This window comes from Streptomyces xanthophaeus (genome assembly GCF_000725805.1).
Taxonomy (GTDB): Bacteria; Actinomycetota; Actinomycetes; order Streptomycetales; family Streptomycetaceae; genus Streptomyces; species Streptomyces xanthophaeus.
This window is the reverse complement of sequence record NZ_KL647133.1, coordinates 307,408-332,703: the sequence shown is the minus strand read 5'-3', so window position 1 is coordinate 332,703 and position 25,296 is coordinate 307,408. Positions and strand designations below refer to the sequence as shown.

The 25,296-nt window shown below is 72.1% G+C and carries 27 protein-coding genes; 14 read left to right on the top strand and 13 right to left on the bottom strand.

Going from position 1 to position 25,296, the window contains the following annotated elements; genetic code table 11:
• Positions 1-31: 31 nt before the first annotated feature.
• Entirely contained in the window at positions 32-709 is a 678-nt protein-coding gene (locus IO30_RS0134085; RefSeq protein ID WP_031149559.1) for an endonuclease V, read from the bottom strand.
• 26 nt (positions 710-735) lie between these two features.
• Between IO30_RS0134085 and IO30_RS0134080 the strand changes: the two genes are divergently transcribed.
• Positions 736-1,035, top strand: coding sequence for a YciI family protein (locus IO30_RS0134080; RefSeq protein ID WP_031149557.1), 300 nt, complete (start codon positions 736-738; stop codon positions 1,033-1,035).
• A gap of 105 nt (positions 1,036-1,140) precedes the next feature.
• On the opposite strand, the gene IO30_RS0134075 is transcribed toward IO30_RS0134080, so the two are convergent.
• On the bottom strand, positions 1,141-2,223 hold the full coding sequence (locus tag IO30_RS0134075) for a WD40/YVTN/BNR-like repeat-containing protein (protein ID WP_031149555.1): 1,083 nt from the start codon (positions 2,221-2,223) through the stop codon (positions 1,141-1,143).
• 326 nt (positions 2,224-2,549) lie between these two features.
• Between IO30_RS0134075 and ssgD the strand changes: the two genes are divergently transcribed.
• From ssgD to IO30_RS0134040, 7 genes are all read left to right on the top strand, one after another.
• A complete protein-coding gene (gene ssgD / locus IO30_RS0134070; protein ID WP_031149553.1) occupies positions 2,550-2,966 on the top strand; it encodes a spore wall synthesis regulator SsgD in 417 nt (138 codons plus the stop codon).
• A 209-nt stretch (positions 2,967-3,175) separates the two neighbouring features.
• Entirely contained in the window at positions 3,176-4,816 is a 1,641-nt protein-coding gene (locus IO30_RS0134065; RefSeq protein WP_031149551.1) for an ABC-F family ATP-binding cassette domain-containing protein, read from the top strand.
• Between the two features lie 316 nt (positions 4,817-5,132).
• The gene (locus tag IO30_RS0134060; protein WP_031149549.1) at positions 5,133-6,104 is read left to right on the top strand and encodes an acyl-ACP desaturase; all 972 of its coding nucleotides are present in this window, start codon (positions 5,133-5,135) and stop codon (positions 6,102-6,104) included.
• Between the two features lie 141 nt (positions 6,105-6,245).
• Complete coding sequence (locus IO30_RS0134055) at positions 6,246-6,551, top strand: hypothetical protein (protein WP_031149547.1); 306 nt, start codon at positions 6,246-6,248, stop codon at positions 6,549-6,551.
• Positions 6,544-7,677 (top strand): hypothetical protein, encoded by a 1,134-nt coding sequence (locus IO30_RS0134050; RefSeq protein ID WP_031149546.1) that lies wholly within the window; start codon positions 6,544-6,546, stop codon positions 7,675-7,677. The genes IO30_RS0134055 and IO30_RS0134050 overlap by 8 nt, the downstream gene beginning before the upstream one ends.
• Positions 7,674-8,294, top strand: a complete 621-nt coding sequence (locus IO30_RS0134045; protein WP_031149545.1) for a hypothetical protein — start codon at positions 7,674-7,676, stop codon at positions 8,292-8,294. The genes IO30_RS0134050 and IO30_RS0134045 overlap by 4 nt, the downstream gene beginning before the upstream one ends.
• Positions 8,291-8,872: a hypothetical protein gene (locus IO30_RS0134040; protein ID WP_031149544.1), complete on the top strand. Its 582-nt coding sequence runs from the start codon at positions 8,291-8,293 to the stop codon at positions 8,870-8,872. Before IO30_RS0134045 ends, IO30_RS0134040 begins: the two co-directional genes overlap by 4 nt.
• Here IO30_RS0134040 and IO30_RS0134035 read toward each other — a convergent pair whose 3' ends face one another.
• Positions 8,873-9,118 carry a WhiB family transcriptional regulator gene (locus tag IO30_RS0134035; RefSeq protein WP_031149543.1) on the bottom strand — a complete coding sequence of 82 codons (246 nt, stop codon included), beginning with the start codon at positions 9,116-9,118 and terminating at the stop codon, positions 8,873-8,875.
• Between the two features lie 156 nt (positions 9,119-9,274).
• Between IO30_RS0134035 and IO30_RS0134030 the strand changes: the two genes are divergently transcribed.
• Positions 9,275-9,910 carry a TetR/AcrR family transcriptional regulator gene (locus IO30_RS0134030; RefSeq protein ID WP_031149542.1) on the top strand — a complete coding sequence of 212 codons (636 nt, stop codon included), beginning with the start codon at positions 9,275-9,277 and terminating at the stop codon, positions 9,908-9,910.
• A 3-nt stretch (positions 9,911-9,913) separates the two neighbouring features.
• Here IO30_RS0134030 and IO30_RS0134025 read toward each other — a convergent pair whose 3' ends face one another.
• The gene (locus IO30_RS0134025; RefSeq protein ID WP_051902767.1) at positions 9,914-10,774 is read right to left on the bottom strand and encodes an alpha/beta hydrolase; all 861 of its coding nucleotides are present in this window, start codon (positions 10,772-10,774) and stop codon (positions 9,914-9,916) included.
• Between the two features lie 261 nt (positions 10,775-11,035).
• On the opposite strand from IO30_RS0134025, the gene IO30_RS0134020 reads away from it, so the two are divergent.
• Entirely contained in the window at positions 11,036-11,551 is a 516-nt protein-coding gene (locus tag IO30_RS0134020; protein WP_031149540.1) for a hypothetical protein, read from the top strand.
• Between the two features lie 166 nt (positions 11,552-11,717).
• Positions 11,718-12,359 (top strand): hypothetical protein, encoded by a 642-nt coding sequence (locus tag IO30_RS0134015; protein ID WP_373316517.1) that lies wholly within the window; start codon positions 11,718-11,720, stop codon positions 12,357-12,359.
• 23 nt (positions 12,360-12,382) lie between these two features.
• Here the strand turns inward: IO30_RS0134015 and IO30_RS0134010 are convergent, their stop codons facing one another.
• The 3 genes from IO30_RS0134010 to ligD all read right to left on the bottom strand — a co-directional run bounded on the left by IO30_RS0134010 (position 12,383) and on the right by ligD (position 14,916).
• A complete protein-coding gene (locus IO30_RS0134010; RefSeq protein WP_031149538.1) occupies positions 12,383-12,610 on the bottom strand; it encodes a hypothetical protein in 228 nt (75 codons plus the stop codon).
• Between the two features lie 179 nt (positions 12,611-12,789).
• Positions 12,790-13,527 (bottom strand): dienelactone hydrolase family protein, encoded by a 738-nt coding sequence (locus IO30_RS0134005; protein ID WP_031149537.1) that lies wholly within the window; start codon positions 13,525-13,527, stop codon positions 12,790-12,792.
• A 369-nt stretch (positions 13,528-13,896) separates the two neighbouring features.
• Positions 13,897-14,916 (bottom strand): non-homologous end-joining DNA ligase, encoded by a 1,020-nt coding sequence (ligD, locus tag IO30_RS0134000; protein ID WP_031149536.1) that lies wholly within the window; start codon positions 14,914-14,916, stop codon positions 13,897-13,899.
• Between the two features lie 75 nt (positions 14,917-14,991).
• Here ligD and IO30_RS0133995 point away from each other — a divergent pair, with 75 nt between their 5' ends.
• Entirely contained in the window at positions 14,992-16,071 is a 1,080-nt protein-coding gene (locus IO30_RS0133995) for an ATP-dependent DNA ligase (protein WP_031149535.1), read from the top strand.
• A 56-nt stretch (positions 16,072-16,127) separates the two neighbouring features.
• Here the strand turns inward: IO30_RS0133995 and IO30_RS0133990 are convergent, their stop codons facing one another.
• Both IO30_RS0133990 and IO30_RS0133985 read right to left on the bottom strand, forming a co-directional pair.
• Positions 16,128-17,594, bottom strand: coding sequence for an NAD(P)/FAD-dependent oxidoreductase (locus IO30_RS0133990; protein ID WP_051859179.1), 1,467 nt, complete (start codon positions 17,592-17,594; stop codon positions 16,128-16,130).
• Between the two features lie 216 nt (positions 17,595-17,810).
• The gene (locus IO30_RS0133985; protein WP_051902766.1) at positions 17,811-18,821 is read right to left on the bottom strand and encodes an NAD(P)/FAD-dependent oxidoreductase; all 1,011 of its coding nucleotides are present in this window, start codon (positions 18,819-18,821) and stop codon (positions 17,811-17,813) included.
• Between the two features lie 66 nt (positions 18,822-18,887).
• On the opposite strand from IO30_RS0133985, the gene IO30_RS0133980 reads away from it, so the two are divergent.
• Positions 18,888-19,502: a helix-turn-helix domain-containing protein gene (locus IO30_RS0133980; RefSeq protein ID WP_031149532.1), complete on the top strand. Its 615-nt coding sequence runs from the start codon at positions 18,888-18,890 to the stop codon at positions 19,500-19,502.
• The gene (locus IO30_RS0133975) at positions 19,499-20,026 is read left to right on the top strand and encodes a nucleotide triphosphate diphosphatase NUDT15 (RefSeq protein WP_051859177.1); all 528 of its coding nucleotides are present in this window, start codon (positions 19,499-19,501) and stop codon (positions 20,024-20,026) included. Before IO30_RS0133980 ends, IO30_RS0133975 begins: the two co-directional genes overlap by 4 nt.
• Before the next feature lie 122 nt (positions 20,027-20,148).
• Here IO30_RS0133975 and IO30_RS0133970 read toward each other — a convergent pair whose 3' ends face one another.
• The 4 genes from IO30_RS0133970 to IO30_RS0133955 all read right to left on the bottom strand — a co-directional run bounded on the left by IO30_RS0133970 (position 20,149) and on the right by IO30_RS0133955 (position 25,203).
• A complete protein-coding gene (locus tag IO30_RS0133970) occupies positions 20,149-20,625 on the bottom strand; it encodes a DUF7919 family protein (protein WP_031149530.1) in 477 nt (158 codons plus the stop codon).
• 22 nt (positions 20,626-20,647) lie between these two features.
• Positions 20,648-22,759: an MDR family MFS transporter gene (locus tag IO30_RS0133965; RefSeq protein ID WP_031149529.1), complete on the bottom strand. Its 2,112-nt coding sequence runs from the start codon at positions 22,757-22,759 to the stop codon at positions 20,648-20,650.
• A gap of 93 nt (positions 22,760-22,852) precedes the next feature.
• Complete coding sequence (locus IO30_RS0133960; RefSeq protein WP_031149528.1) at positions 22,853-24,208, bottom strand: 6-phospho-beta-glucosidase; 1,356 nt, start codon at positions 24,206-24,208, stop codon at positions 22,853-22,855.
• Between the two features lie 98 nt (positions 24,209-24,306).
• Positions 24,307-25,203 (bottom strand): helix-turn-helix domain-containing protein, encoded by an 897-nt coding sequence (locus IO30_RS0133955; RefSeq protein WP_267886456.1) that lies wholly within the window; start codon positions 25,201-25,203, stop codon positions 24,307-24,309.
• Between the last annotated feature and the right edge of the window lie 93 nt (positions 25,204-25,296).

Genomic DNA, 25,296 nt, shown 5'->3' with positions numbered 1-25,296 from the left:
CGGCCGGCCCGCCGGGAGCCCGGTCCAGGGCTCAGGAGGCCTCGCGCAGGGCGCGGCGGCACAGGGAGTCCGCGTGCCGGGTGGTCTCCGGGATCCGGAAGCGGGGGCTGAGGGCCAGGACGTGGGCGCAGGCGTTGTCCAGCGAGACGCGGTGGCCGACGGAGACGTACACCGGCTTGATCCCGTGCTGGGTCCGCAGCGCCCGCCCGACCTCGGCGCCGTCGGGCGCGAGCAGTGCGGCCCCGTCACCGCGCCGTGCGCCCGGCTCCTCGTAGGTGAAGGTGAACGGGTTCTTCGCGACCCCGACGGACGGCAGGCCGGTGACCACGCCGAGGTGGCAGGCGAGACCGAAGCCGCGGGGGTGCGCGAGGCCGTAGCCGTCGCAGACGACGAGGCCGGGCCGCACGCGCAGGGAGTCGAGGGCGGCGAGCACGGTCGGCAGCTCACGGAAGGCGAGCAGACCCGGAACGTACGGGAAGCTGACGTGCCCGACGGCGGTGGCCTCCTCCACGACCTCAAGGGTCGCGGCGTCGAGCACCACGGCCGCGGCGGCCACCAGGTCCCGGGCGTCGTCGTAGGCGACGTCCACGCCCGCGACGAGGCCCTGGCCGGGCGGCGGGCCGGGCTCGGTGAGCACGACCTGATGGCGTAGTTCGTCCTGTATCGCCCGGGCCTCGGCCTCGTCGGCGGGGATCTTCGCACTCGTCATGATGGAGCGAGAGTAGCCTGGCGATCATGTTCGTCATGGAGCTCACCTACACCGCGCCCATCGAAGCCGTCGAAGAGGAGATGGACGCCCACATCGCCTGGCTGGACGGCCACTACGCGGCGGGCGTCTTCCTCGCGTCGGGCCGCAAGGTGCCGCGCGACGGCGGCGTGATCCTGGCCGGCGGGGTCTCCCGTGCCGAGATCGAGAAGATCGCCGCCGGGGACCCCTTCGCGGTGGCGGGCGTCTGCGCCTACCGGATCACGGAGTTCATCGCGACGAAGACCTCGGCCGACCTCTCGACGGTCCGGGAGAGCCCGCTGGCCTGATCACGGGTCGGGCCGAGGGGGGCGTCCGAGCCGCACAGCACTTGAGGGAGGGCCGCAGGGGCCTGCCCGGCCCCTGCGGCCCCCGCGGCCCCTCCGGCCCTCCGGTCAGCGGCGTTCCAGCCGCGCCACCCGCCCCTTCTCCCCCGCCGCCCAGCAGGCCGCGTCCGGCGTGCAGTCGACGGTGTCGAAGGAGCCCGGGTCCAGGGGCCGCCAGGTGCGGCCCCCGTCGGTCGTGACGTCCGTGCCGGTCGGGCCGACGGCGAGGGCCGCACCCCGGGTGTACGGGAACCAGGCCGCGCCCGAGCGGTAGGCGGGCGGCGGGGTCACGGCCTGGCGCCAGGTCCGCCCCGCGTCGGCGGACACGGCCGCGGCCTGCGGGGAGGGCTGGCCCGTGCGGTAGTCACCGCCGACCGCGAGGCCCGTCGTACGGTCCCGGAAGGCGAGGGCGAAGACCCCGCGCGCCGGATCGCCCGCGGGAACGGTGGAATCGGCGACCCGCCAGGTCAGGCCCCGGTCCGCGGAGTGCAGCACCCGTGCGGTGGCCCCGCCGCCCGTGGCCAGCCAGACGTCCCGCGGGCCGGACGCGACCAGGCACTGGCCGCTCGCGGCGAATCCCGCCTCGCCGGGCAGCGCCTCGGGCATGCCGGAGGCGGGCAGCACCCGCCAGGTGCGTCCGCCGTCCTGCGTGGACAGGATGCGGAACTTGCCGTCCACCGGGTCGCTCATCGCCAGGCCGTGCCGGGAGTCGAAGAAGGTGAGGCAGTCGTAGAAGGCACGCGGGTCGGGATTGCGGAAGGTCTCGGTCCAGGTGGCGCCGCCGTCCTCCGTGCGCAGCACCCTGGAGGCCTCGCCCTCCCCGATGGACAGGGCCACCGCGCGCCGCGCGTCGAAGGCCTCGATGTCCCTGAGTTCCAGCCCCTCCGCGACGGCGCCCGGCGGCGAGACGTCCCGCCAGCTGCGGCCGCCGTCCACGGTGCGCAGGACGGTCCCCTTGGAGCCCGCCACCCAGGCCGTCGAACGGCTGACCGCCGCCAGGCCGCGGAAGCGGGCGTCCTTGCCGGTGTCCTTCAGCGCCCAGGCCGCGCCGCGCAGTTCGGACGGAGTTCCGTCCGGGGAGGCCTGGGCGGGTGCCGCCAGGAGACCCACCGATAAAACCGCCGCGCACATGCCAATTCCCAGAAGTCTCATGGCGCCGGAAGCTAACGCACCCCGGATCGGCCGTCCAGGGCGCCTCGGGAAGAGCGTCCGCGCCACCTTTGCACGGCGTTGGGCCTGTGGAGTGATCGGTAACAGGCCCTTCTTCACCCCCTCCATGACCTGCGAAAGCAGCTGGTCCACCTTCCGGCGTCTCCACCGGCACCGTCACTCTGTGCGATCACACGGACGGGTTCCGGCCAATCGGTGACACAGCTCACGTCATCTCGCATGCACGGATTTGCCGATTCCGGCGTCTATCCGGTTGCCGGGCTCCACCCCCTCAGTCCGGCAGCAGATCCGCCGCAAGGGAGTGCGCCTTGATCACTGTCATCGAGCAGGCCGTTCAGGCCCGTCTGGTCGCCACCGCGCCGAAGGTCGAGACCGTGCCCGTCACACTCTGCTACGACCGTGCGGATCCGTTCGCCGTACGGATGGCCTTCCCCGCCCCGGCCACGCTGGAGGGCATCGAGGTCTCGTGGACCTTCGCGCGCGAGCTCCTGGAATCCGGCCTGGACCGCCCGACGGGCAGCGGCGACGTGCGCGTGCGCCCGTACGACGCCGACCGGACCACCGTCGAATTCCACGCGCCCGAGGGCGTCGCGATCGTGCTCATGACCACGGCCGAGCTCCACCGGTTCCTGGAGCGGGCCGCCACCGTGGTGCCGCCGGGCCTGGAGCACCTCTACCTCGACATGGACCACCGGCTCGCCGAGCTGATGCGCGACACCTGCTGAGCGCCGGGCGGCGCCCGCTAAATCCGATTGCGGACGGCTCCGGCCGTCCGTAGCTTCGTAGGTGCCCCATTGCCGCCGAAACGGAGCAGGACATTGCTCGTCTGAGGTTCGAGACACCGACCACCCCTCCCGTGACCTTCCGCGTCACCGGCTGACCGTCGGCTGTCTCCCCGCGTTGCACGCACCACTCACGCAACCTGGAGGCCTCTATGAGTCACGCCCCTGCATTCATCACCTGCTCCGCCCTCTCCTTCGACTGGCCCGACGGCACTCCCGTGTTCGAGGGGTTCCAACTGGCCGTCGGCCCCGGCCGTACGGGCCTGATCGGCCTCAACGGCTGCGGGAAATCCACGCTGCTGAAGCTCGTGGCAGGTGAACTCACCCCGTCCGAGGGCCAGTTCTCCGTCGCAGGCACGGTCGGCTACCTGCCGCAGAACGTCACGCTCGACACGGAGCTGCGCGTGGACGAGGCGCTCGGGATCCACCCGGCGCGCGCCGCACTGCACGCCATCGAGGCCGGCGAGGCCACCGAGGCGAACTTCACCGCGGTCGGCGACGACTGGGACGTGGAGGAGCGGGCCCTGGCCACGCTCGACCAGCTCGGCCTCGCCCGGATCGGCCTGGACCGCACCGTCGGCGAACTGTCGGGCGGCGAGTGCGTCCTGCTGCGGCTGGCCGCACTGCTGCTCGCCCGCCCCGACGTGCTCCTGATGGACGAACCCACCAACAACCTCGACCTGCGCGCCCGGCGCCGCCTGTACGCGGCGGTCGAGTCGTGGACCGGGGTGATGGTCCTGGTCAGCCACGACCGGGAGCTGCTGGAGCGCGTCGACCAGATCGCCGACCTGCGCGACGGCGAAGTCCGCTGGTACGGCGGGAACTTCACCGACTACGAGGCGATGCTTGCCGCCGAACAGGAGTCGGCGGAGCGGATGGTCCGCGTCGCGGAGGCCGACGTACAGCGGCAGAAGCGCGAACTGGCCGACGCCCAGGTCAAATTGGCGCGTCGCAAGCGGTACGGCCAGAAGATGTACGAGAACAAGCGCGAGCCGAAGATCGTGATGGGTGCCCGCAAGCGCGCCGCGCAGGAATCGGCCGGCAAGCACCGGATCATGCACACCGAGAAGCTGGCCGAGGCGAAGGACCGCCTGGACCAGGCGGTCGAGGCGGTGCGCGACGACGACGAGATCCGCATCGAGCTGCCCGCCACCCGGGTCCCGCCCGGACGGCGCGTGCTCACCCTGACCGACCTGCACCTGGCGCACGGGGCCGCCGTCCGCGGCGGGTGGGAGCTGCGCGGGCCGGAGCGGATCGCACTCGTGGGCCGCAACGGCTCGGGCAAGACCACGCTGCTGCGCACGATCGCCGGGCAGCTCGCACCGATGTCCGGGGAGGCGGTGGCCCATGTGACCACACGCTTCCTGCCGCAGCGCCTGGACGTGCTCGACGAGAGCCGCTCGGTGGTGGAGAACGTGGCACGGTTCGCCCCTCAGGCCACGAACAACCTGGTCAGGGCGCGCCTGGCGCACTTCCTGTTCCGCGGCGCCCGGGCGGACCGGCCGGCCGGCACCCTGTCGGGCGGCGAGCGGTTCCGGGCGGCGCTGGCCGCGCTGCTGCTGGCGGAGCCCGCGCCGCAGCTGCTCATGCTGGACGAACCGACGAACAACCTGGACCTGGCGAGCGTGCGGCAGCTCACGGACGCGCTGGACTCCTACGAGGGCGCACTGGTGGTGGCCAGCCACGATGTGCCGTTCCTGGAGTCGATCGGCATCACCCGGTGGCTGCTGCTGGACGGCGACCTGCGGCCGACCACGGCCGAGGAGGTCCGCGAGACCCTCTGGCACGCGTAGAGCGGGCCCGGGGTCCCCCGGGGGCGCGGCGGGGCGGACACCGGCACGGGCACGGCACGGACAGGTACCGGAATGCCCGAGTCCGCCCCGCACGCCCGCCGGGGTCCGAGTCGTCAATCTGGGGTCGTCGGACCCACCTGCGGGCATGAGTTTGTCCGCGGCGGTTCCCCTCCAGACCCCTCCTAAACTGCATAAATAACTGGACGTAACCGGACATAGGTAGGCCTGGGGCTTGGCTCGTCTTGATGTCGCGCTTAACCTACGACTCCGTAGGCTACGGAACCGTAGGTAATTCGCTTTGCACCCAGGAGTACCCGTGACGATCACCTCTCCCCACCTCGGCAGCTCGGAGGCGTGGACCGACGCCAAGCTGCTGTTCGCGCTGGAAGAGGTGGTCGAGAAGGAACTCAACCGCCATCTGAAGGTCACCAAGGACTGGATGCCCCACGAGTACGTCCCGTGGAGCGACGGCCGGAACTTCCCGGGCTTCTTCGAGGACGGCGAGGCCTGGGACCCGGAGCAGTCCAAGGTCACCGACATCGGCAAGATCGCGCTCGTCGTGAACCTGCTGACCGAGGACAACCTCCCCAGCTACCACCACGAGATCGCCTCGCTCTTCGGCCGCAACGGTGCCTGGGGCACCTGGGTGCACCGCTGGACCGCCGAGGAGGGCCGCCACGGCATCGTGATGCGCGACTACCTGCTGGCCTCGCGCGCCGTGGACCCGGACAAGCTGGAAGCATTCCGGATGCAGCACATGTCGGAGGGCTTCGAGTCCGACAACCGGCACTCGATGCTGCACTCGGTGGCCTACGTGGCCTTCCAGGAGCTCGCCACCCGCATCTCGCACCGCAACACCGGCCACCAGTCCGGTGACCCGGTCTGCGACCGGATGCTGGCCCGCATCGCGCAGGACGAGAACCTGCACATGGTCTTCTACCGGAACCTGCTGGGCTCGGCCTTCGAGCTGGCCCCGGACCTCACGATGCAGGCCGTGCGCGACGTGGTCGTCAACTTCCGGATGCCCGGACACGGCATGCCCGGCTTCGAGCGGATGGCCGCGCAGATGGCGATCGGCGGGGTCTACAACCTGCGGATCCATCACGACGACGTCCTGAGCCCCGTGATCCGGTTCCTGAAGATCATGGACATCGACGGCCTCGGCCCCGAGGGCCAGAAGGCCCAGGAGGAGCTCGGGCTCTTCATGAACGGCCTGGACAGCGAGGCCCGCAAGTTCGACGAGCGCCTGGCCGCCCGCGCGGCCCGCATCGCGGCCCGCAAGGGCTGAACGAGCCCCACCTCGGCCCGCCTGCAGGCCTGACGTCGGACCCGCCCTCGGACCCGCCCTCAGGCCTGACCGGTTTCCGCTCGCTCGCCCGAGTGACGCCGATTGCCCTGGCAGAGCCGCGCTCTGCCAGGGTTTCGCGTCATGACCTCGCTCCGGGTGGACATCGACCAGCTGACCCGCCTGACACGTGCCCTCGACTCCGCCCTGGTCTCGCTGCGCGAGGCCCGGCGGGCACTGGACCACGTAAGGGCCGACCAGCTCGGCACCGCGGACCTCGACGCCGCCTGTGACGGCTTCCAGGACCGTTGGGCCCACGGCGCGCGGGAGCTGACCAAACGCGTCAAGCGCGTACGGGAGGGCGTGGACCGCAGCGCGGCGCAGTACGCGGAGCTCGAGGCGGCCGTCCGCGAGGCCTTCCGCCGGGCGGCGGCCGACCCCCGTGCCTGAACACACCGCCCTGGGCTTCGACCCCGCGCCCGGCAATCCCGCAGCGGTCCTGGCCCTCACCAAGAAACTGGCCGCGTCGGCCGCCTCCCTCGGCGAGGCCGCCCGCGTGGTCAACGCCCTCGTCTCGCAGAGCTCGGCCTGGCAGGGCGAGGCCGCCACCGCCTTCCGCGCCGCCCTGTCGGACGACCTCCCGCGCTACCTGGGCTCGGCGCACACCTCCCTGGCGGAGGCCGCGCGCCGGCTCACCTCGTGGCACGACACCCTGGTCGCCCACCGCGCCCTGGCGGCCCGCTACGCCACCCTGGCCGCCGCGGCCAAGACGGAGGACTCCCTGTCGGACACCCGCCGCCTGGCCCGCGAACTCGCCGAGGAACACCGGTCGGCGGCCCGCCGCGTGGCAGACACCCTGAACGCCACGGCCGCCCGCCTGGCCCCGAAGGAACCGGGCGTCCTCGCCTCGATCTGGCACAAGATCACAGACGACCCGGGCGACGCCCTGTCGAACGCGTCAGCGGTCCTGGGGTTCGTGGGTGCCCTGGTGGCCCTCGCTTGCCCGCCGGCCGGGCTCGCGATCATGCTCGTCGGCAGCGGCCTCTCCCTGGCCGCCTTGGCAACGCACACCGCTGACCCGAAGTTCCGCAAGTCCCTGTCCGACGGCTTCACCAAGGGCGAGTTCGACGCGGACTTCTGGAAGAGCGGCGTGACCCTCCTCGGTGACACCGCCGGCACTGTCCCGGGCTTGGCAGCTGTGGCCTCTGGAGCCAAAGCCGGCACGGCCGCCGCCCGTGCAGCGATGGCCGCAGCCCCAGAGAGCAGTGCGCTCTCGGCGCTTGCACCCGGAACCACCGCCTTCAGGCAAACCGCATGGAGTACCGCCGACGACCTACGGCAGATGGAGAGTCCACTCACAGGCTGGGCTCTGCGGTCATCTACACAATCCACCAGGGACCGGGTGGGAGTGGCCGTGGTGGGGGCCGGGGCGGCCACCGCCGGACTCGACTATGCAAGTGACGATGAGACACTCGAGCACAGCACCACCGCAGTGGACGGCGCACGGGGCGTTCTGGACGACACACCCTCAGCCGTCGCAAAAACAAGCCATATCTGGACGGTGCTGAGGCCGTGACGAGTCACCACGCGCTGCCCCCAGTCTGGTTCCGGCTGCCTCCTGGATTCCACGACATCGGTCTCACCGACAGAGAGCTCTTGGACGGCATGGCCGAGGCTCTGGGCAGCCCTGACGCCCAGCGGGAGTTGGCCCAGCTCATGGACGGCCTCGACCAACTGTCCGGACATGACGTCGTCCACACGTCCATCTGCTTTCACCCGGATGCGCCCGGCAGCGTCACCACCGCCCTGTTCTCGCTGACTACCCAGCGTCTGGAGCAGCCCAACCCTCGGCTCTCCGTGGCACGAACAGCTCTGTCCATCGCCCGCGCCACTCTGTGGAGAAGCTCGCACCGGCGGTTCATCGAACTGCCGTCAGCGCTCCCGTGCTACTTGATCTCCGGGGTCATTTCCGTCCCCGGCCTGGAAAGGGAGTTGTTCCAGGCCAGAGCCGCCACCGCTCACGCAGACGGGATCCATCTGCTGGTCCTCGACTTGACCAGTGCCTCAACCCAGCACGCTGACGCGTACACAGACATCCTCGAGGCGATCGTTCACACCATGAGCTTCGCCGATCCTGCACCCAGCAAGCCGACGTCTGCCGGGACCTCGCGCATCCAGGAGTTGCTCCGATGAGTCTCGCGCTCACCAAAGTCGCCTGGGACCACCCGCCGACGGCTGTCGGGTACCAGCGGCTGGTGGTCCGTCGCGCCGTATGGGTGCTCAGTCTCGGTGTCCCTCCCCTGGCAACCTTTGCCTGCGTCGGCCTCGTGCCGCATGCCGGGGTCGCGTGCGCTCTGATCACGATGCTCGTGTCGCCCCTCCTGCCCTGGGTGGCCATCGCCTACGCGCGGAGGCGGCGGGTGGCTGGCGTGCTCCAGGCCTACCCATGGCGCGAACTGCCCTGTCAGCAGCCTGCGAGGGCGACCGGGAGCCCCGCAACCATCCTCGTCCCGTTCCGCGAGAACTTCACGGCCACGTTCCGCACCATCCCGTTCCCCATGGATCTGGCCGAGCGGGAAGACGGCACCCCGGGCCGGATCTGGTTCGCGGGGGACCCCCGCTTCGGTGGGGTCGTTTCGCCCGTCGGGGGGCACTACCCCGTGCGGGTCGTGCCCCATGTTCCGCGGCGGGAGGAATGCGGCGGCGACGGCTTCGACCTCGCCCTGCGGGTCGGGCTCGTGCGGCGGAGCGGGAAGGCGACTCGGACCTGATCAGCCGCGGGGACGCAGGGCGAGGCGCTCGGATTCCGAAAGGCCGCCCCAGACGCCGAAGCGCTCGTCATTGGCCAGGGCGTATTCCAGGCACGCCGCCCGACCCTCGCACGCCCCGCACAGCCGCTTCGCGTCCCGGAGGGACGAGCCGGGCTCCGGGAAGAAGAAGCCCGGGCCCGTCTGGGCGCAGAGCGCGAGGTCGTACCAGGCGGGGGCGGTGGTGGTGGAAGCACTGTTCATCGACATGCCGGAGATCCTGACCGCCACGGATGGACGTCCTATCAACGCCTGATCAACACCGCACCCCGCCCCACCACAGAGGCACTGCCCATCGAGCATCGCACCCGCCACTGACAACGCCGCCCACAGAGTGAACGACCGTGCGTTCGGTAAGATGCCCTCATGGCAGACGGACGCGTGGAGCGCGGGAACCAGACGCGGCGAGCCGTTCTCGAAAGGACGGTGCGCACGGCTTCCGTGGACGGCCTGGAGGGGCTGTCCCTGGGGAAGATCGCCGCGGACCTCGGGCTGAGCAAGAGCGGCGTCTTCGCCCTCTTCGGCTCCAAGGAGGATCTCCAGCTGGCCACCGTACGGGCCGCCGTGGAGGTGTTCGTCGCGCAAGTGGTGCGGCCCGTGCGCGAGGATCCCGCCGGTCTCGCCAAGGTGTGGCGCCTGTGCGAGCTCTGGCTCGACTACTCCCGCGGGCGGACCTTCCCCGGCGGCTGCTTCTTCTACGGCGTGTCCGCGGAGTTCGACGCGCGCCCCGGCCCCGTACGCGACGAGATCGCCAAGGCCCGCTCCGACTGGACGCGTTACGTGGAGCGGGTCCTCGACGAGGCTCGGCAGGCAGGCGGTTTCCGTGCCGGGGCCGACCCGGCGGAGGTGCCGCAACTCGCCTTCGAGTTCATCGCGCTGATGGAACTGGCCAACGCGCATTCCGTCCTGCACGACGACCCTTCGGCGTACGAGCGGGCCGGCCGCGGCATCCTCGCCCGGCTGCGCGCGGCGGCGGCCGATCCGGACGAACTGACTCGGTAGCCGTCAGCCGACCGCCGCCACGGGCTCGGTGACGAACCCGACGGCCGCCGCGATGACTTCCGGGTCGGCCAGTACGCGCCGGTGCCCCAGCCCGGTGGTCTCGACGAGGCGGGCCTGGGCGCCGTAGGCGGCCGCGAGGGCGCGGGACTGGTCCGGGGCGGCGACGTCGTCGTCCGTGTCGTGGATGAGGAGGATCGGTGCTGTCGGCCCTTCGGTGCCAGGGCGCCTGCGGGCGTCGAGCCGCTGCCAGATGTCGGCCTCCCCGGGGAAGAGCCGGTTCTCCACGTGGCCGCGCAGGGCGGCCTTGACCCTTGCGGTGAGGCCGAGCCGGGACGCGAACCCGTCCGTCAGGTAGTCGAAGTCGGCGACGGCCCCGATGCCGACGATCCGGTCGGCCCGCACCCCGTCCCGCAGGACGAAGACGGTGGCGAGCACGCCGAAGGAATGGGCGATGACGGCGGAGAAATCGCCGTGCTCCGCGTGGAGTTCATGAATGATGGCGCGGTAGTCGAGGATCGTGGAGGCCTTCCCGCCGGACTCCCCGTTGCCGGGGGCGTCGAAGGCGACCACACTGCGGCCCTCGGCCCGCAGCGCTTCGACGAAGCCGGCGAACCGCGAGGCGCGCGAGGACCAGCCGTGCACCAGCAGGACGGGCCGCTCGCCATCGCCCCATCGGTACGTGGTCACGGGTACGCCACGTACGACCAGCCGTCCGGTCTCGGCCTGCGCGAACACCGCGGCCTCCGCGGGCCGCAACCGCGCACGCCCGAGGGGCCGGACGAACAGACCGAAGGCCGCGCGCCCGGCGGTCCCCGGCGCGATCCGGGCGGCGGTGTTGAGGGTGGCGCTCAGGAGTGAAGCCATGGGAGACATGCCCGGTTCTCCGGATCTTCTCAGGGTGCCCAGATGACAGGGGAAGGGAAGTGCGATGGGGAGATATTAGCACGATCGTTCGTGCTAATTCTGGGACGGCTGCACTCCGCCCTGTCACGCCAACCGCCAGGTCGGCAACGACCGGTCGCGCCTGTCGACAGCCACCTCCAACGGCGGCGGGTACATAGGCTGACCGGCTGTGGCCGGCCATGCCCCCGACAGCGGGCAGGAAGCTGAGAAGGGAAGCGCGACGTGGCAATCTGCTTCGAACTCGTAGTGAACTTCGGCAACAACACCGAGGCGGCCCGGAAGGCCGCCCTCACCGACACCGAGCCATGGGCGCTTCGCGCAGGCACCCATCGCATCCCCCTCCACCGGCCGATACTGAGCACCACAGGCCCCCACATCCAACTCTCCGTCCTCCCGCTGGCCGTCGGCTGGGGCGTCGCACTCGACGGAAGCCTCCCAAGATTCCAACTCTCGGCAGCTGAGCTCACCGAGCTGGGACACCAGCTTTACGGCCTGCTCGCCACGTTCGACGGATACGTCGCTGCGCTGGTCGGCTGGGATCCCGAGTCGTTGCTGGACCCCGCTGAACTCAAGAGGGAGTGGTCCGAGGAACTGGCCGATGGCACTCTTCACGGGCTCGTCCTCTGCGAAGAGCTCCACGACGACCTGGGCCTGGGCGACGACTTCGTCCCGTTCCGGCCCGGCTATCGCTGGTTGCCGTACCAAGGTGAGAAGCCGAGCAACCTCACGGCCGAGTAGCGACGGCGGGGCTTCGAACCGGTCAGCGGAGCGCGTCCGCCTTGCGGGCAACGGAAAACCCTTCGACAGGCAGAGCCGGGGCGGGCCATGATCCGCCTTCGTGTCCGTACCGAAGCAGTCCCTGGTCCGTGCCGCCGCGTACAACAACGCCGAGTGGTGCGCGGCGATGAGCCGAACGCACGGGGTGGCGGGCCGGTTCGGGCCGCAGGCCTGGGCCGCGCCGTCCCGTACGCCGCTGTACTACCCCGACGCTGTGACGCTGGTCCCGGGCGCCGATCCGGCCGCGCTGGCCGCCCGCATCGACACCGCGCCGGGCGCCTCCGTCAAGGACAGCTTCGCCGACCTCGACCTGACGGGCGCCGGGTTCCGGGTGCTGTTCGAGGCGCAGTGGATCCACCGCCCCGCGTGCGCACCCGCCATCGCGTCAGATCTGAGCTGGGGCGTGGTGAGCCACCCGGACACGCTGCACGCCTGGGCGCTCGCCTGGGCTGACGGGGACGGCAACTCGGGCCTCTTCCGGCCTGCACTGCTCGACGACCCCGACACGTTCGTGCTCGCCGGACGCTCTGCCCACGGCAGGGTGCTGGCCGGCGCGGTGGCGAGACGTAGCGGCCCCGTGGTAGGCATCACCAACGTCTTCGCGCTGGACGGCGGCCCTGACGTGGCCTGGCCGGTCGTACTGGACGCCGCGAACCGGCTCTTCCCCACGCTGCCCGTGGTCGGCTACGAGCACGGGCAGGACCTGGCGGCCGCCGTTCGCCACGGCTTCGAGCCCATCGGTCCGCTACGGATCTGGCTGCGTGCCTGATCCGCAGACGGAGGCGCTGAGCGTCACGCGACCTCCGGGCGCCGGGGCGTCTTCCGCGTCTTCATCCCGCCGACGATGAGCGCCAGCCCCACGACCACGACGCCGAGGTAGGCGGTGGACGGAAGGTCGACGACCTTGTGCATCCAGCCCCACTCCGTTCCGAAGAAGGTCTGCGAAGCGAAGCTGACGAGCCCTTGGGCTCCTACGACGTAGCCGATGCTTTCGACGGTGTATCCGATGGTTGTTCGCACGGATCAACCCTCTCGCGGCAGCGCCGCAACAACGTCCTCCGCAGGGCCGAAAGCGCAGTAGGCCAAAGGATGCAGTCGGACCTGGCGCCGTCATCGAGGAGGGCTGGGACGGCCTGTCCTCGATGACGGCATCATGGCCGACGCCGCTCACCGGCGGCGGCCGGACCGACGGCCCGGGCTCACTTCAGGTGCCGGGCGAAGAACCGGGCTCCGTCCTCCATTTCGGACTGCGGGACACCGGTGTGCCCACCGAGGTTGGCGTGCAGGGACTTCTCCTTGGAGCCGAAGGCGTCGAACAGGTCGAGGGCCGCCTGCCGGTCGTTGCCTTCGTCGTCCCACTGCAAGAGGACCCGCAGCGGAATGGTGACCTGGCGGGCCTCCTCGAAGATGGCGGCGGGGATGAAACTCCCGGCGAAGAAGCCGGCGACCGCGATGCGCGGCTCGACGGCTGCCAGGCGGACGCCGATGGAGATCACTCCGCCCTCGAACCCGACCGGGCCGCCGGTCTCGGGCAGCGCAAGGAGCGCGTCCAGGGCGGTCTGCCATTCCGGGACCGCCTTTTCGACCAGCGGGAGGATGAGGGCGTCCACGATCTCGTCGCTGACCGGCTCGCCGGCCTCCATCACCCGGCGCAGGTCGGCGCGGGCCTGCTCGGCGGCGGCCCAACGGGGCCGGTCACCGCTGCCGGGGAGCTCGATGGTGGCCGCGGCCCAGCCGTACTCCGCCGCGTAGTACCGGGCCCGCCCCGCCAGCCGGGGGTACATCCTGCGCAGTCCGAGGGGAGGGTGGCCGATCAGGATCAGCGGCGCCGGTGCGGATGCGGATGCGGGCGTCCACAGGATGCCGGGGATCTCGCCGAGGGTGAATTCGCGCTCGAGGACGCCGTCGTCGAGGCGCTGCTCGGAAGTGAAGTGCATGGTCGTGCCTTTCGGGAGGGCTCATGTACGGCGCTCCCGGACGACTTATCGCCCGACCGTGACCCCGGAGGAGAGCACCCATGTCAACAGGTTCACGGGTACCACCTCCTCGTTCTCTCGCACGGCCTCCCGAAAGCTAGCAGCGGCCTCCGCGGGCCGGCAATCGGGTTTTCGGAGGCTCTGTGGCTGTGGTGCGCTCGCCACCAGGCCGCGAGGGACCGGTCAGGAGTAGAAGCCCTTGCCGTATTCGGCGCGGCTCATCGTGAAGTCGGCCGGGCGTTCTCGGCGCAGGTACTCGTAGCGGGACCGGAAGATCCTTGCACGGCGCTCGGCCGCAGCCCGAGCGGATTTCTGGGATCCGTGCGGTGGTCAGTCCTCGTGCTTTGCGCGGCTCGGCTGGACGCGCTTGGGTTCGCCCGGCATCTTCGGGTAGTCCGGCGGGTAGGGCATGTCTCCCAGGCCGTGGTCGTGCTCGTCGCGGTCGGCGAGTTCCAGGACGGCGTCCAGGGTGAAGGCGTGCTCGTCCATGTCGGCGTGCAGGTCGCCCAGTTCGGCGAAGCGCGCCGGCATCGTCACGATGTCGAAGTCCCGCGGCTCCGCGTCGTCCACCTCGTCCCAGCGCAGCGGGGCCGACACCGGGGCGTGTGGGCGGGGGCGGACCGAGTAGGCGGAGGCGATCGTGCGGTCGCGGGCCGTCTGGTTGTAGTCGACGAAGATCCGCTCGCCGCGCTCCTCCTTCCACCAGGCCGTCGTGACCTTGCCCGGCATCCGGCGTTCCAGTTCGCGGCCGAGGGCGATCGCGCACCGACGGACCTCGGTGAAGGTCCAGCGCGGTGCGATCGGCACGAAGACGTGTAGCCCGCGGCCGCCCGAGGTCTTGGGCCAGCCCCGCAGGCCCAGTTCCTCCAGCAGGGCCCGCAGTTCGTGCGCCGCCGCCACCGCGTGGTGGTAGTCGGTGCCCGGCTGCGGGTCCAGGTCGATGCGCAGTTCATCGGGCCGGTCGGTGTCGTCTCGGCGCACCGGCCAGGGGTGGAAGGTGAGACAGCCCAGATTGGCGGCCCACAGGACGGCCGCGGGCTCGGTCGGGCAGATCTCGTCGGCCGTGCGGCCGCTCGGGAAGGCGATGTGGGCCGTCGGGATCCAGTCGGGAAGGTTCTTCGGCGCCCGCTTCTGGAAGAAGGACTCGCCCTCCACCCCGTCGGGGAAGCGCTCCAGGGTCGTGGGGCGGTTGCGCAGGGCGCGCGTGATGCCCTCCGCGACGGCGAGGTAGTACTCGGCCACGTCCCTCTTGGTGAGGCCGCGCTCCGGGAAGTACACCTTGTCCGGGCTGGACAGCCGTACCTTCCGCCCGCCCGCCTCCAGCTCGATCGCATTTCCGGCAGCACCCATGAGCGCCACCGTAGGCGGGCCCGGCCGGGCGCGCATACCGGGCGGGCCCGGACGTACCACCGCAGAATCGAAGGCATGGATCTACCGGTGATGCCGCCCGTGAAGCCGATGCTCGCCAAAGCCGTGGCGAAGATCCCGCCCGGGATGCAGTACGAGGCCAAGTGGGACGGCTTCCGCGCCGTCGTCCACCGCGACGGCGACGAGGTGGAGATCGGCAGCCGCACCGGGAAGAGCCTGACCAGGTACTTCCCCGAGCTGGTGACGGCCCTGAAGGAGAATCTGCCGGCCCGTTGCGTCGTGGACGGCGAGATCGTGATCGCTCATGGCGGGCGCCTCGACTTCGACCGGCTGACCGAGCGCATCCATCCCGCGCAGTCCCGCGTCACCCTCCTCGCCGAGAAGACCCCCGCCAGCTTCGTCGCCTTCGATCTGCTCGCACTCGGCGACGATTCGCTCCTCGACACGCCGCTCACCGACCGGCGCGCCGCCCTCGTCCAAGCCCTTTCCACTGCTCGGCCCCCCGTCCATCTCGCGCCCGCGACCACCGACCCCGCGCTCGCGCAGGAGTGGTTCGAGCGGTTCGAGGGCGCCGGGCTCGACGGGGTGATCGCGAAACCGCTCGATCTGCCCTACCGGCCCGATGCCCGGCTCATGTTCAAGATCAAGCACGAGCGTACGGCGGACGCCGTCGTCGCAGGTTTCCGTTTCCACAAGAGCGGTCCGATTGTCGGATCGCTGCTCCTCGGCCTCTACGACGACAGCGGCGCCCTCCAGCACGTGGGGGTGTGCGCCGCCTTCCCCATGAAGCGCCGGGCCGAACTCGTCGAGGAACTCGACCCGCTCCGGATGGCCGACGCCACGGGGCACCCCTGGGCGGCCTGGGCCGAGGAGGAGGCCCACGGGAGCGCCCGGCTGCCGGGCGCACAGAGCCGCTGGACCGGGAAGAAGGACCTGTCCTGGGTCCCGCTGCGCCCGGAACGGGTCTGCGAGGTGAAGTACGACCACATGGAGGGCGACCGCTTCCGGCACACCGCCCAGTTCCGCCGCTGGCGGCCCGACCGCACCCCCGAGAGCTGCACCTACGCCCAGCTCGAGGTGGTGGTCGGCTACGACCTGGACGAGGTGTTGGGCGGGAAGGGTACGCAGGACCCGTAGGGCACCCGGGCGGACGTGTGTGGTTCTCGCCTTCTCCCCTCCCCCGCCCCCTGACCTCACGAAGCCTGGCCTTCGCGGTCTCCTGAGCCTTGCGGGTCCTGGCCCTCCGGGCAGGTCAGCTTCTCCCACACCACCCGGTCCGGCCCCGCCGCGTTCGGCGCGTACTGCGGGCGCGCCGCCAGCCAGCGCGCCACACGGGCCCGGACCTCCGGGTCCGCGTACGCCCGGTCCGGCGTGTCCGCCAGGTGCCGGACCCTGGCCCGTGCCCGCATCACCTCGGGGTCCTCCAGCGCGCAGTCGAACAGCGCCGCCTGCTCGCGCGACGCACCCGTCCGGGCTGCGCCGGTCGCGAAGCGCTCGCCCACGGCGGCGTCCACGACCACCTGGAAGTCGAACCACGGCTTCAGCGTGCGGACCGCCCAGGCGTGGTGGTCCGCGGCGAACAGCTCCGAGCCCGGGTCCCGGTGGGCCGTACGCGCCACCCTGCGCGCGGCCCACAGCGCGAGCGAAGTGCCCTGGCCCAGGGTCGGGTTGGTGTGCGTGATGGCGTCCCCGACCGGCACCAGACCGGACACCACCGGGCCCCGCTCGTCGACGAGGGCGCTCCACCGGTTGTCCAGGCCCGCGGTGGCCACCACCCCGGACAGCGGTTCGGCGCCCAGCTCCAGCCAGGCCGCGCCGGGAGGGAAGCAGCGGGCGGCGGCCTCGAAGACGGAGGGGTCGCGCAGGGCGGTGCGGGTGCTGTCCCCGGTGTGGACGATCAGGGTCACGGCGAACACCCGGTTGTCGGCCGGGAAGACCGCACATGCGGCGAAGGTCCCGCCGGTGACCGCCCACGGGCGGCGCGGCCCTTCCGCCATGCCGTCGGGCAGCCGGTACCAGCGGCAGAAGTACGCCAGCCCCGTGCGGTGCCGTTCCACGACGGGGGGACGGCAGCCCGCGGCGGCCAGCCAGCGCTCGACACCGCCGCGCCGCCCGCCCGCGTCCACGACGAGGTCCCCCTCGTGACGCCCGGCCTCGGTCGTCACTCCCGTCACCCGGACCTCAGCCCCGGCCCCGGCCCCGGTCCCGGGTGCTGGCGCGGGTGCCGTGGTCAGGCCGGTGACCGGCTGCCCGTACCGCGCCACGACACCCGGTTCGGCGCGCACCGCCGAGGCCAGGGCGCTCTCCAGCACGATCCGCCGGGCCTGGATCATCACGAGGTCCTCGTCTCCGGGCCGGGCGGGCGGCCGTACGTCGAACCAGTCGAGCTCGTGCCGTTCGCACGCCCCGAGGCGCAGCATCTCCTCGTGGACATCGGGCAGTTCCGACCGCAGGACCGCGCGCGCGGCCCCGAGCAGCACGTGCGGCTGGGTGGCCTGCGGTACGGACGGGCGGCGCCAGCCGAAGAAGTCCCGGTCGAGGGCGGTGCCCGGGGCCCGGGGGTCGCGTTCGAACAGTTCGGCCGTGTGCCCCTGCCGTGCCGCGAGCAGGGCCGTGGCCAGCCCGCCGATCCCGCCACCGATGACCAGCACATGTGTCATGTGGAACGCCCCCCGAGCCGTGGGACCGCCGAACGGTACGACGATCAGACCGCCCAGAGCCTGCGCGGACGAGGGCGGCCCGAAACCCGCACAACTGTCCGATACCGCACCCCGATACCGCACCGGACGCCGTCCCGTGCCGGTCAGCCGCCCCTTCCGGCCCGCTCCGGCCAGCTCCGGGCCACTCCGGCCCGCTCCGGCGCCTTCCGGCCCCGGTCACTCCCGGCGCGCCGCCCCCGTCCCCGCGCCCGCGCCCGCGCTCGCACGGTGTGCCTCGACCGCCCGCCGGGCCTCCTCCTCGATCAGGTCGGTGTTGATCGCGACGGCCGCCTTCAGGCCCTGGGCCGCCGCTCCCGCGATCTGCTCCGTCGGCGCCGTCACGTTGCCCGCAACCCAGACCCCCGCCAGCGCGGTGGCCCCGGTCGCCGGATCGGAGGGGACGCAGGTGCCGATCGCGTGGCCGTCCCGCTCCACGGCGACGGCCGGCAGGCCCAGGCTCGTCAGCACGCCCGAGCGGGCGGCGAACCGGGGCGCCACCACCAGCGCCCGGCACGCCACGGAGGTCCCGTCGGCCAGCGTCACCCCGGTGAGCCCTTCCTCCCCGACGGCCAGGCCGGTCACCTCGCCCTCGGCCACCGCCACGCCCAGGGCGGCCAGCAGTTCCCGGTCCTGCACGGTGAGCCGCCGGGTGTGGGCCAGCAGGGTGACCCGCTCGCTCCAATTCCGCCACAGCTGCGCCTGGTGCACGGCGAGGGGCCCGGTGGCCAGTACGGCGAGCGGCTCGTCGCGGACCTCCCAGCCGTGGCAGTACGGGCAGTGGAGCACGTCCTGCCCCCAGCGCTCCCGCAGCCCCGGCAGCCCGGGGAGCTCGTCCACCAGCCCGGTCGCGACCAGCAGCCTGCGGGCCCGCACCGTGGACCCGTCCCCGCAGCGGACCAGGAAGCCGCCCCCGGGCAGCGGGTCGGCGGCGACGGCCGTGCCCTGCCGGATCTCCCCGCCGTAGCCGGCCACCTCCGCGCGGCCCTCGGCCAGCAGCGCGGCCGGGCTGTGGCCGTCGTGGCCGAGGTAGCCGTGCAGGTGCGCGGCGGGGGCGTTGCGCGGGGTGCCCGAGTCGAGTACCAGCACCGAACGCCGGGCCCGGACCAGGGTCAGCGCCCCGGCCAGTCCGGCGGCCCCGCCGCCCACGACCACCACGTCGAACCGGTTCGCCATCTCGTTGTCGTCCATGCCGGCGAGGGTCCGCCTACGGGGGCTCCCTTGACAAATCATGTTGCCGAAGCAGCAAATGGAGTCATGGCCGCCCAGGAGCAGGACGAAGAGATAGCGGGTGTGCTCACCGCCGTCGGGCCGCGGCTGCGCGCGCTGCGCCGGCAGCGCGGCACGACGCTGGCGCAGCTCAGCGAGTCCACCGGGATCTCGCTCTCCACCCTGTCCCGGCTGGAGTCCGGGCAGCGGCGCCCGACGCTGGAACTGCTGCTGCCGCTGGCCAAGGCGCACCGGGTGGCCCTGGACGAGCTGGTCGGGGCGCCGGAGACGGGGGATCCGCGCATCCGCCCGCGCCCGTTCGTCCGGCACGGTTCCACGTACGTGCCGCTGACGCGCAGTTCCGGCGTCGGGGTGAGCGCCTTCAAGATGATCCTCCCACCGCATGAGGGACAGCTGCCCGAGCTGCGGGTGCACGAGGGCTACGAATGGCTGTACGTGCTCTCGGGGCGGGTCCGGCTGCTGCTCGGCGAGCACGACCTGGTGCTGGGTCCCGGGGAGGCCGCCGAATTCGACACGCGTACCCCGCACGCCTTCTTCAACGCGGGTCAGCAGCCCGCGGAGTTCCTCAGCCTCTTCGGGCCGCAGGGCGAGAGGATCCACGTACGGGCCCGGCCCGGCCCCTCGACGGAAGGACGGCCATGACCACTCCCGACCGGAACGACGAGGATCCCGGACGCCAGGAACGCCCCGAACGGGTCACGCCCCGGCCCAATGCCGTCGTCGGCGTCGGGCTGGTCGTGGTGGGCCCGGACGGCCGGGTGCTGCTCGGCCAGGCGCACGACGGCCGCTGGGAGCTGCCGGGCGGCAAGGTCGACCCCGGGGAGGACTTCGAGCGGGCCGCCGCCCGGGAGCTCGCCGAGGAGACGGACCTGCGGGTGTCGCCCGAGGGGATCCGGGTGCTCTCCGTGCAGATCGACGCCAAGGCCGGCACGACCCGGCTGACGGCGGCCGCCGTGACCACCACGGCCGAGGGCGTGCCGGCCGTCACCGAGCCGCACAAGATCGTCCGGTGGGAGTGGTTCGCCCCGGCCGAGATCCCGGCGGCCCTGTACAGCCCCTCGGCGGCCGTCCTGCGCGCCTGGCGACCGGACCTCACGACGCTGCCGCGCCCGACCTCGGCCACGTACGCCTACCCGACCGCACCGTCCCGGAACCAGCCCCTCTGATCCCGTCCGGGCCGGGGCCCGCACGGCCGGGCCCAGCCGGCCCGCCCGGCCCTGGCCCTGGCACTGGCACTGGCACTGGCCCAGGCTCTGGCCAGGGCTGCCCACGTGAGCATCGCCCGCCTCTACTCCAGGATGCGTTCCGCGTCGTCCGGAACCCAGGGAAAGGGGACGTCGGGCCACCGTGTGGAGGCCCACGCGTCGACATCGACGGCGAGAACGGCATCCATGAAGGCCTGCGGCGGTCGGTAGCCGTGGGCGGTGACGTAGTGCGTGATCAGGAACGGAGCGGCGAAAGCGACGCCGGGCCCGCCCGGAATCCGCACCTCCCCGTTTCCTTCCGGTGCGTGGTCCTCAGGACACAGGTCGCACTCGTGCCAGCCGAGGCAGACGTTCATCCACTGGACCTTCTGAACGGCCTTCAGCTTCTCCACGAACGCCGTGGGGACCGCCCCGGTCGAGTACGGCTCGCCGGCTTCCAGCCAGCCGATGTTCAGACGGGTGTACGCCGGTCGGTACCAGAGGGCGTAGAAGCCGGACTCCCTGTCCGTGAACTCGTCCTCGTCCCGATAGTCGTACGCGCTGAGGTCTTCGTAGAACACCCGCACATCATCGCCCCCCGCCCTAGCCCGGCAGGGACCGCCTGGGGGCGAAGTTGCCGTCGCGTAGGTCCTCCGCCAGGAGGCGTTTGGCGATCGCGTCCGCCGCCACCCGCAGTTCGGCGCTCCGAGGCCGTCCGCGGTCCTTCTCCAGCTGGTCCCCGAGCCACTGCGCCCAGGCCTGCGAGATCGTCGCCGCCTCCCGCTCCCCCGCCACGGTGAGCGTGAGGAAGGCGTCCGCGCGGGTCAGGTAGCCCTCGTCCACCATCCGGTCGAAGACCGGCAGCAGCACCTCTGGCGGTAGCGAGCGCCGTGAGGCGATCACGCCCAGGCTGGCGTGGCCCACGGTGCGCGTCAGCAGCTCCACCTGCATCACCGCCCACGCCCCCGCGATGTCGAGCCGCGTGTCCGAGGCGGCGACGATCCCGCGCGCCGTTTCCGGCCCCATGTTCCGTACGAGTTTGCCGACGGCCAGCTCCAGCAGCTTGGCGGAGTCCCCGGAGGCCGTGGCGGGCGAGGCGAAGCCGTCGCCCATGTCCGTCGACCCGGCCCGGGCGCTGTCGCGCAGCTTGACCTGCTTGAGGAAGAGCGCCACGACGAAGCCGACCACGGCCACCGGCACCGTCCACAGGAACACCGTCTGCAGGGCGTCCGCGTACGCCGCGATCACCGGCGCGGCCGCCTCCGGGTCCATCCCGTGCACGCCCTGCGGGCTCTGCGCGGCCGCGCCCAGCTCCGCGGGGTCGGCCCCGGTGGCCCGGGACGCCTCGGCCACGGCCGTTTCCAGGCCGGGCCCCAGGGTGTTGGCGTAGATGGTGCCGAAGACGGCGGTCCCGAAGGCGCTGCCGAGGGTGCGGAAGAAGGTGACGCCGGAGGTGGCGGTGCCGAGGTCGGCGTAGTCGACGGTGTTCTGCACGGCGATGGTCAGCACCTGCATGCACAGGCCGATCCCGGTGCCCAGCACGAACATGTACAGGGATTCCAGCCAGGTGCTGGTTCCCGGCCCCATCAGCGACAGCAGGTAGAGGCCGATGCCCATCACCGCGCAGCCCACGATGGGGAAGATCCGGTAGCGGCCCGTCTTGCTGGTGGCGTTGCCGCTGTAGACCGAGGCGATCAGCAGGCCGATGACCATCGGCAGGGTCCGTACGCCCGACACGGTGGCCGAGTCCCCGTCCACGTACTGGAGGTAGGTCGGCAGGAAGGTCATCGCGCCGAGCATGGCGAAGCCGACGACGAAGCTCAGTACGGAGCAGACCGTGAAGACGGGGTTGCCGAACAGCCGCATCGGGAGCATCGGTTCGGCGGCCCGGGACTCCACCACGCAGAACGCCGCCAGGGCGAGCACCCCGCCCGTGAACAGGCCGATGATCACCCCGGAGGTCCAGGCGTACTCGTTGCCGCCCCAGCTCGTGCCCAGGATCAGGGCGCTCGCGCCGGCCGAGACCAGGGCGATGCCGAGGTAGTCGATCACGGTCTTGCCCGAGGCCCGTACCGAGGGGATCGTGCGGGCGGCCGCGATCACGACCAGGATGGCGATGGGCACGTTGACGTAGAAGCACCAGCGCCAGCTCAGGGAGTCGGTGAACAGCCCGCCCAGCAGCGGCCCGATGACGGTGGCCACGCCGAAGACGGCGCCGATCGCGCCCTGGTACTTGCCCCGTTCGCGCAGCGGCACCACATCGGCGATCAGTGCCATGGCGGTGACCATCAGGCCGCCGGCGCCGATGCCCTGGACGCCCCGCCACACGATCAGGAGGGTCATGTTGCTCGCGAACCCGCACAGGAAGGAGCCGCTGATGAAGATGATCGCCGACAGCTGGAAGATCAGTTTTCGGCCGAAGACGTCACCGAACTTGCCGACGAGCACCGTCGCGACGGTCTCCGCGAGGAGGTAGGCGGTCACCACCCACGACATGTGGTCGCCGCCGCCGAGGTCCGCCACGATCGTGGGCAGGGCGGTGCCCACGATGGTCTGGTCGAGGGCGGCCAGCAGCACGCCGAGCATGATCGTGCCGAAGATGACGTTGCGCCGCCGCCGGTCGAGCACGGGGGGCGCCGCTCGCGGGGCGGCGGGGGCGTCGGCGCTGGCAGTGGTCACATCTCGCACTCTCACAGCGCCCCCGCCCGGCCGCATGCGCACTGGGCCGGACGGGGGACCCCGCCGGGGCCGGGCCCCCGGGACGGCCGCGGCCACCGGGGCGGCTCGGACCGCCGCGGCCGCCGGGGTTCAGCGCAGGTGGGCCAGGCCCGGATGGGCCTGCGCGTAGCCGTCGACCAGGCGGCGGGCCACGGCGACCGAGTCGACCAGCGGGTGCAGTGCGAAGGCCTTCACCGCGTCCGCCCGGGCGCCGCTCGCCGCGGCCGCCAGGACCTCCCGTTCGACCGCCTTGACGGCCGTCACCAGCCCCACGGCGTGCAGCGGGAGCGGGGCGACGGACACCGGATGGGCGCCGTTCGCGTCGACCAGGCAGGGGACCTCGATGACGGCCTCGTCGTCGAGCACGGACAGCGTGGAGCGGTTGCGGACGTTGAGGATGAGCGTGGCCCGCTCGTCGCGGGAGATGGCCCGCATCAGGGCCAGCGCGACCTTCTCGTAGCCGCCCGACTCCAGGTCGCTCTCCTCGCGCTCGCCGGCCCCTGCCGCCTCGCGGTTCTCGGCCATGTACGTGGCCTCGCGCTCGGCCCTGGTCCGGTCCCAGGCGGCGAGCGCCGCCCCGGGGGGCAGGCCGTCGCGGCCGGCCTCGGCGTAGAAGCCGCGCTGCTGGTCGCGCAGGAACGCGCCGCGGGTCTGCTTCGCCTCCTGGTAGGCCCGTACCGTGTCGCGGTTGAAGTAGTAGTAGTGCAGGTACTCGTTCGGGATCGCACCGAGCGAGCGGAGCCACTCCGCTCCGAAGAGCCTGCCCTCCTCGAAGGACTCCAGCGCCTCGGTGTCCGCCAGCAGCCGGGGCAGCTCGTCGCGGCCGCCGATGCGCAGCCCGCGCACCCAGCCCAGGTGGTTGAGGCCGACGTAGTCGATCCATGCCTCCTGCGGCCGGGCACCCAGCAGCCGCGCGACGCGCCGGCCCAGCCCCACGGGCGAGTCGCAGATGCCGATGACCCGTTCCCCGAGTTCCTCGGCCATCGCCTCGGTCACCAGGCCGGCCGGGTTGGTGAAGTTGATGACCCAGGCCTCGGGAGCCACCCTGGCGATCCGCCGCGCGAGGGCGCGCGCCACCGGCACGGTCCGCAGGCCGTACGCGATCCCGCCCGCGCCGACCGTCTCCTGGCCCAGCACTCCTTCGGCCAGGGCGACCCGCTCGTCCGCGGCGCGCCCGTCCAGACCTCCGACGCGGATGGCGGAGAAGACGAAGTCGGCGCCGCGCAGGGCCTCGTCGAGGTCGCCGGTGGCCGTCACGGCCGGGGCGTCCGGCAGCCCGGCGGCAGCCGCCTGGCCGGCGAGGACCCGGGCCATGGCACCGAGCCGCGCGGGGTCCTCGTCGTACAGGGTCACCCGGGTCACCCGGCCTTCGGCACGGTCCGCGAGCAGGGCTCCGTAGACGAGCGGGACCCGGAAGCCGCCCCCTCCGAGGATCGTCAGCCGCACGTCCAACCGCCCTTCGCCGTCACCGCTCCGCGCCGGTGCCACGATCCGTGGCATCCCCGCCGCACACGGGCGGCGGGGTACCAGTCTGCCCCGGTCGGTTACTCGCCGAGCGGCGGCACGGCTCGCAGCCGGGCGCCCTGCGGCGGGGCGAAGCCGCCGCCACGGACCGGGCCCACGGGCACGCCCTGCGGCGCGGAGAGGATCAGGGTGATCCGGGTCAGCCCCATCTCACCCAGCATCCTGCTGCTTTCGGCCACCATCCGGCAGCGCACCAGCCCGTACCTCGGGTCGGGGTGGCGCACGGTGCGCACCGCCCCGTCCTGTTCGGCGGCCTCGGCCCCGTGCGTGCTCAGCCAGTGCGGCACCCCGTACCGGTAGGCCGCCTCCATGAACGGGTCACGGGCCACCTCCTGGCGGATGCTGCGCAGCCCCTCGTCCTCCGGGGCTCCGGCCAGCGCGTTGGCGAACTGGGCGAGCAGGGGCACGCACCAGGCCGGCTCGTGGTCCTCCAGGACCGCCGCGGCGTCCGGGTGGAACAGTACGAAGCGCAGGAAGTTGTCGTCCGGCAGCGCCGTGGGGTGCGGCCGTACGGACTGGAAGAGCTGGTCGAAGGCCGAATTGGTCAGCGCGACGTCCCAGCGGTGGTCCACCAGGAAGCTCGGGTAGGGCACCGCCTCCATGAGTGCGGCGTAGTCGCACAAGTAGTCGCGCTGGGCCGGGTCCTCGGGGAGCCGGCCGTCCTCCGAGGCCCGCCAGGTGAGCGGCGGGTCGCGGTCCACCATGACGCGGAAGAGCCAGAAGCACTGCCGCTCGCTCATCTCCAAGGCCTCGGCCAGGGCGAGCAGCTTGCGGTCAGTCCACTCCTTGACCAGGCCCCGTTCCCAGTTCCCGTACGCCCGCACGCTGATGCGCAGCCGTGCGGCGATGTCTTCCTGGCTCAAGCCCAGTTCTTCGCGGCGCTGGCGCAAAATCTCCTTGCGTCGCTCCGACCGCACGGCGCCGCGTGCCGACTCATCGCCCGCCAGGCGCTCCCCGTCGGCTCGGGCGAGGCCATCGGACGGGCCCACCGCTGCGAGATGTGGCACCGA

Excerpts from the sequence above, each read along its gene's own strand:
- IO30_RS0134085 (WP_031149559.1), bottom strand. The coding sequence starts at position 709 with ATGACGAGTGCGAAGATCCCCGCCGACGAGGCCGAGGCCCGGGCGATA.
- IO30_RS0134080 (WP_031149557.1), top strand. The coding sequence starts at position 736 with ATGTTCGTCATGGAGCTCACCTACACCGCGCCCATCGAAGCCGTCGAA.
- IO30_RS0134075 (WP_031149555.1), bottom strand. The coding sequence starts at position 2,223 with ATGAGACTTCTGGGAATTGGCATGTGCGCGGCGGTTTTATCGGTGGGT.
- IO30_RS0134065 (WP_031149551.1), top strand. The coding sequence starts at position 3,176 with ATGAGTCACGCCCCTGCATTCATCACCTGCTCCGCCCTCTCCTTCGAC.
- IO30_RS0134055 (WP_031149547.1), top strand. The coding sequence starts at position 6,246 with ATGACCTCGCTCCGGGTGGACATCGACCAGCTGACCCGCCTGACACGT.
- IO30_RS0134040 (WP_031149544.1), top strand. The coding sequence starts at position 8,291 with ATGAGTCTCGCGCTCACCAAAGTCGCCTGGGACCACCCGCCGACGGCT.
- IO30_RS0134035 (WP_031149543.1), bottom strand. The coding sequence starts at position 9,118 with ATGTCGATGAACAGTGCTTCCACCACCACCGCCCCCGCCTGGTACGAC.
- IO30_RS0134030 (WP_031149542.1), top strand. The coding sequence starts at position 9,275 with ATGGCAGACGGACGCGTGGAGCGCGGGAACCAGACGCGGCGAGCCGTT.
- IO30_RS0134025 (WP_051902767.1), bottom strand. The coding sequence starts at position 10,774 with ATGGCTTCACTCCTGAGCGCCACCCTCAACACCGCCGCCCGGATCGCG.
- IO30_RS0134015 (WP_373316517.1), top strand. The coding sequence starts at position 11,718 with ATGAGCCGAACGCACGGGGTGGCGGGCCGGTTCGGGCCGCAGGCCTGG.
- IO30_RS0134005 (WP_031149537.1), bottom strand. The coding sequence starts at position 13,527 with ATGCACTTCACTTCCGAGCAGCGCCTCGACGACGGCGTCCTCGAGCGC.
- ligD (WP_031149536.1), bottom strand. The coding sequence starts at position 14,916 with ATGGGTGCTGCCGGAAATGCGATCGAGCTGGAGGCGGGCGGGCGGAAG.
- IO30_RS0133995 (WP_031149535.1), top strand. The coding sequence starts at position 14,992 with ATGGATCTACCGGTGATGCCGCCCGTGAAGCCGATGCTCGCCAAAGCC.
- IO30_RS0133990 (WP_051859179.1), bottom strand. The coding sequence starts at position 17,594 with ATGACACATGTGCTGGTCATCGGTGGCGGGATCGGCGGGCTGGCCACG.
- IO30_RS0133985 (WP_051902766.1), bottom strand. The coding sequence starts at position 18,821 with ATGGACGACAACGAGATGGCGAACCGGTTCGACGTGGTGGTCGTGGGC.
- IO30_RS0133980 (WP_031149532.1), top strand. The coding sequence starts at position 18,888 with ATGGCCGCCCAGGAGCAGGACGAAGAGATAGCGGGTGTGCTCACCGCC.
- IO30_RS0133975 (WP_051859177.1), top strand. The coding sequence starts at position 19,499 with ATGACCACTCCCGACCGGAACGACGAGGATCCCGGACGCCAGGAACGC.
- IO30_RS0133965 (WP_031149529.1), bottom strand. The coding sequence starts at position 22,759 with ATGCGGCCGGGCGGGGGCGCTGTGAGAGTGCGAGATGTGACCACTGCC.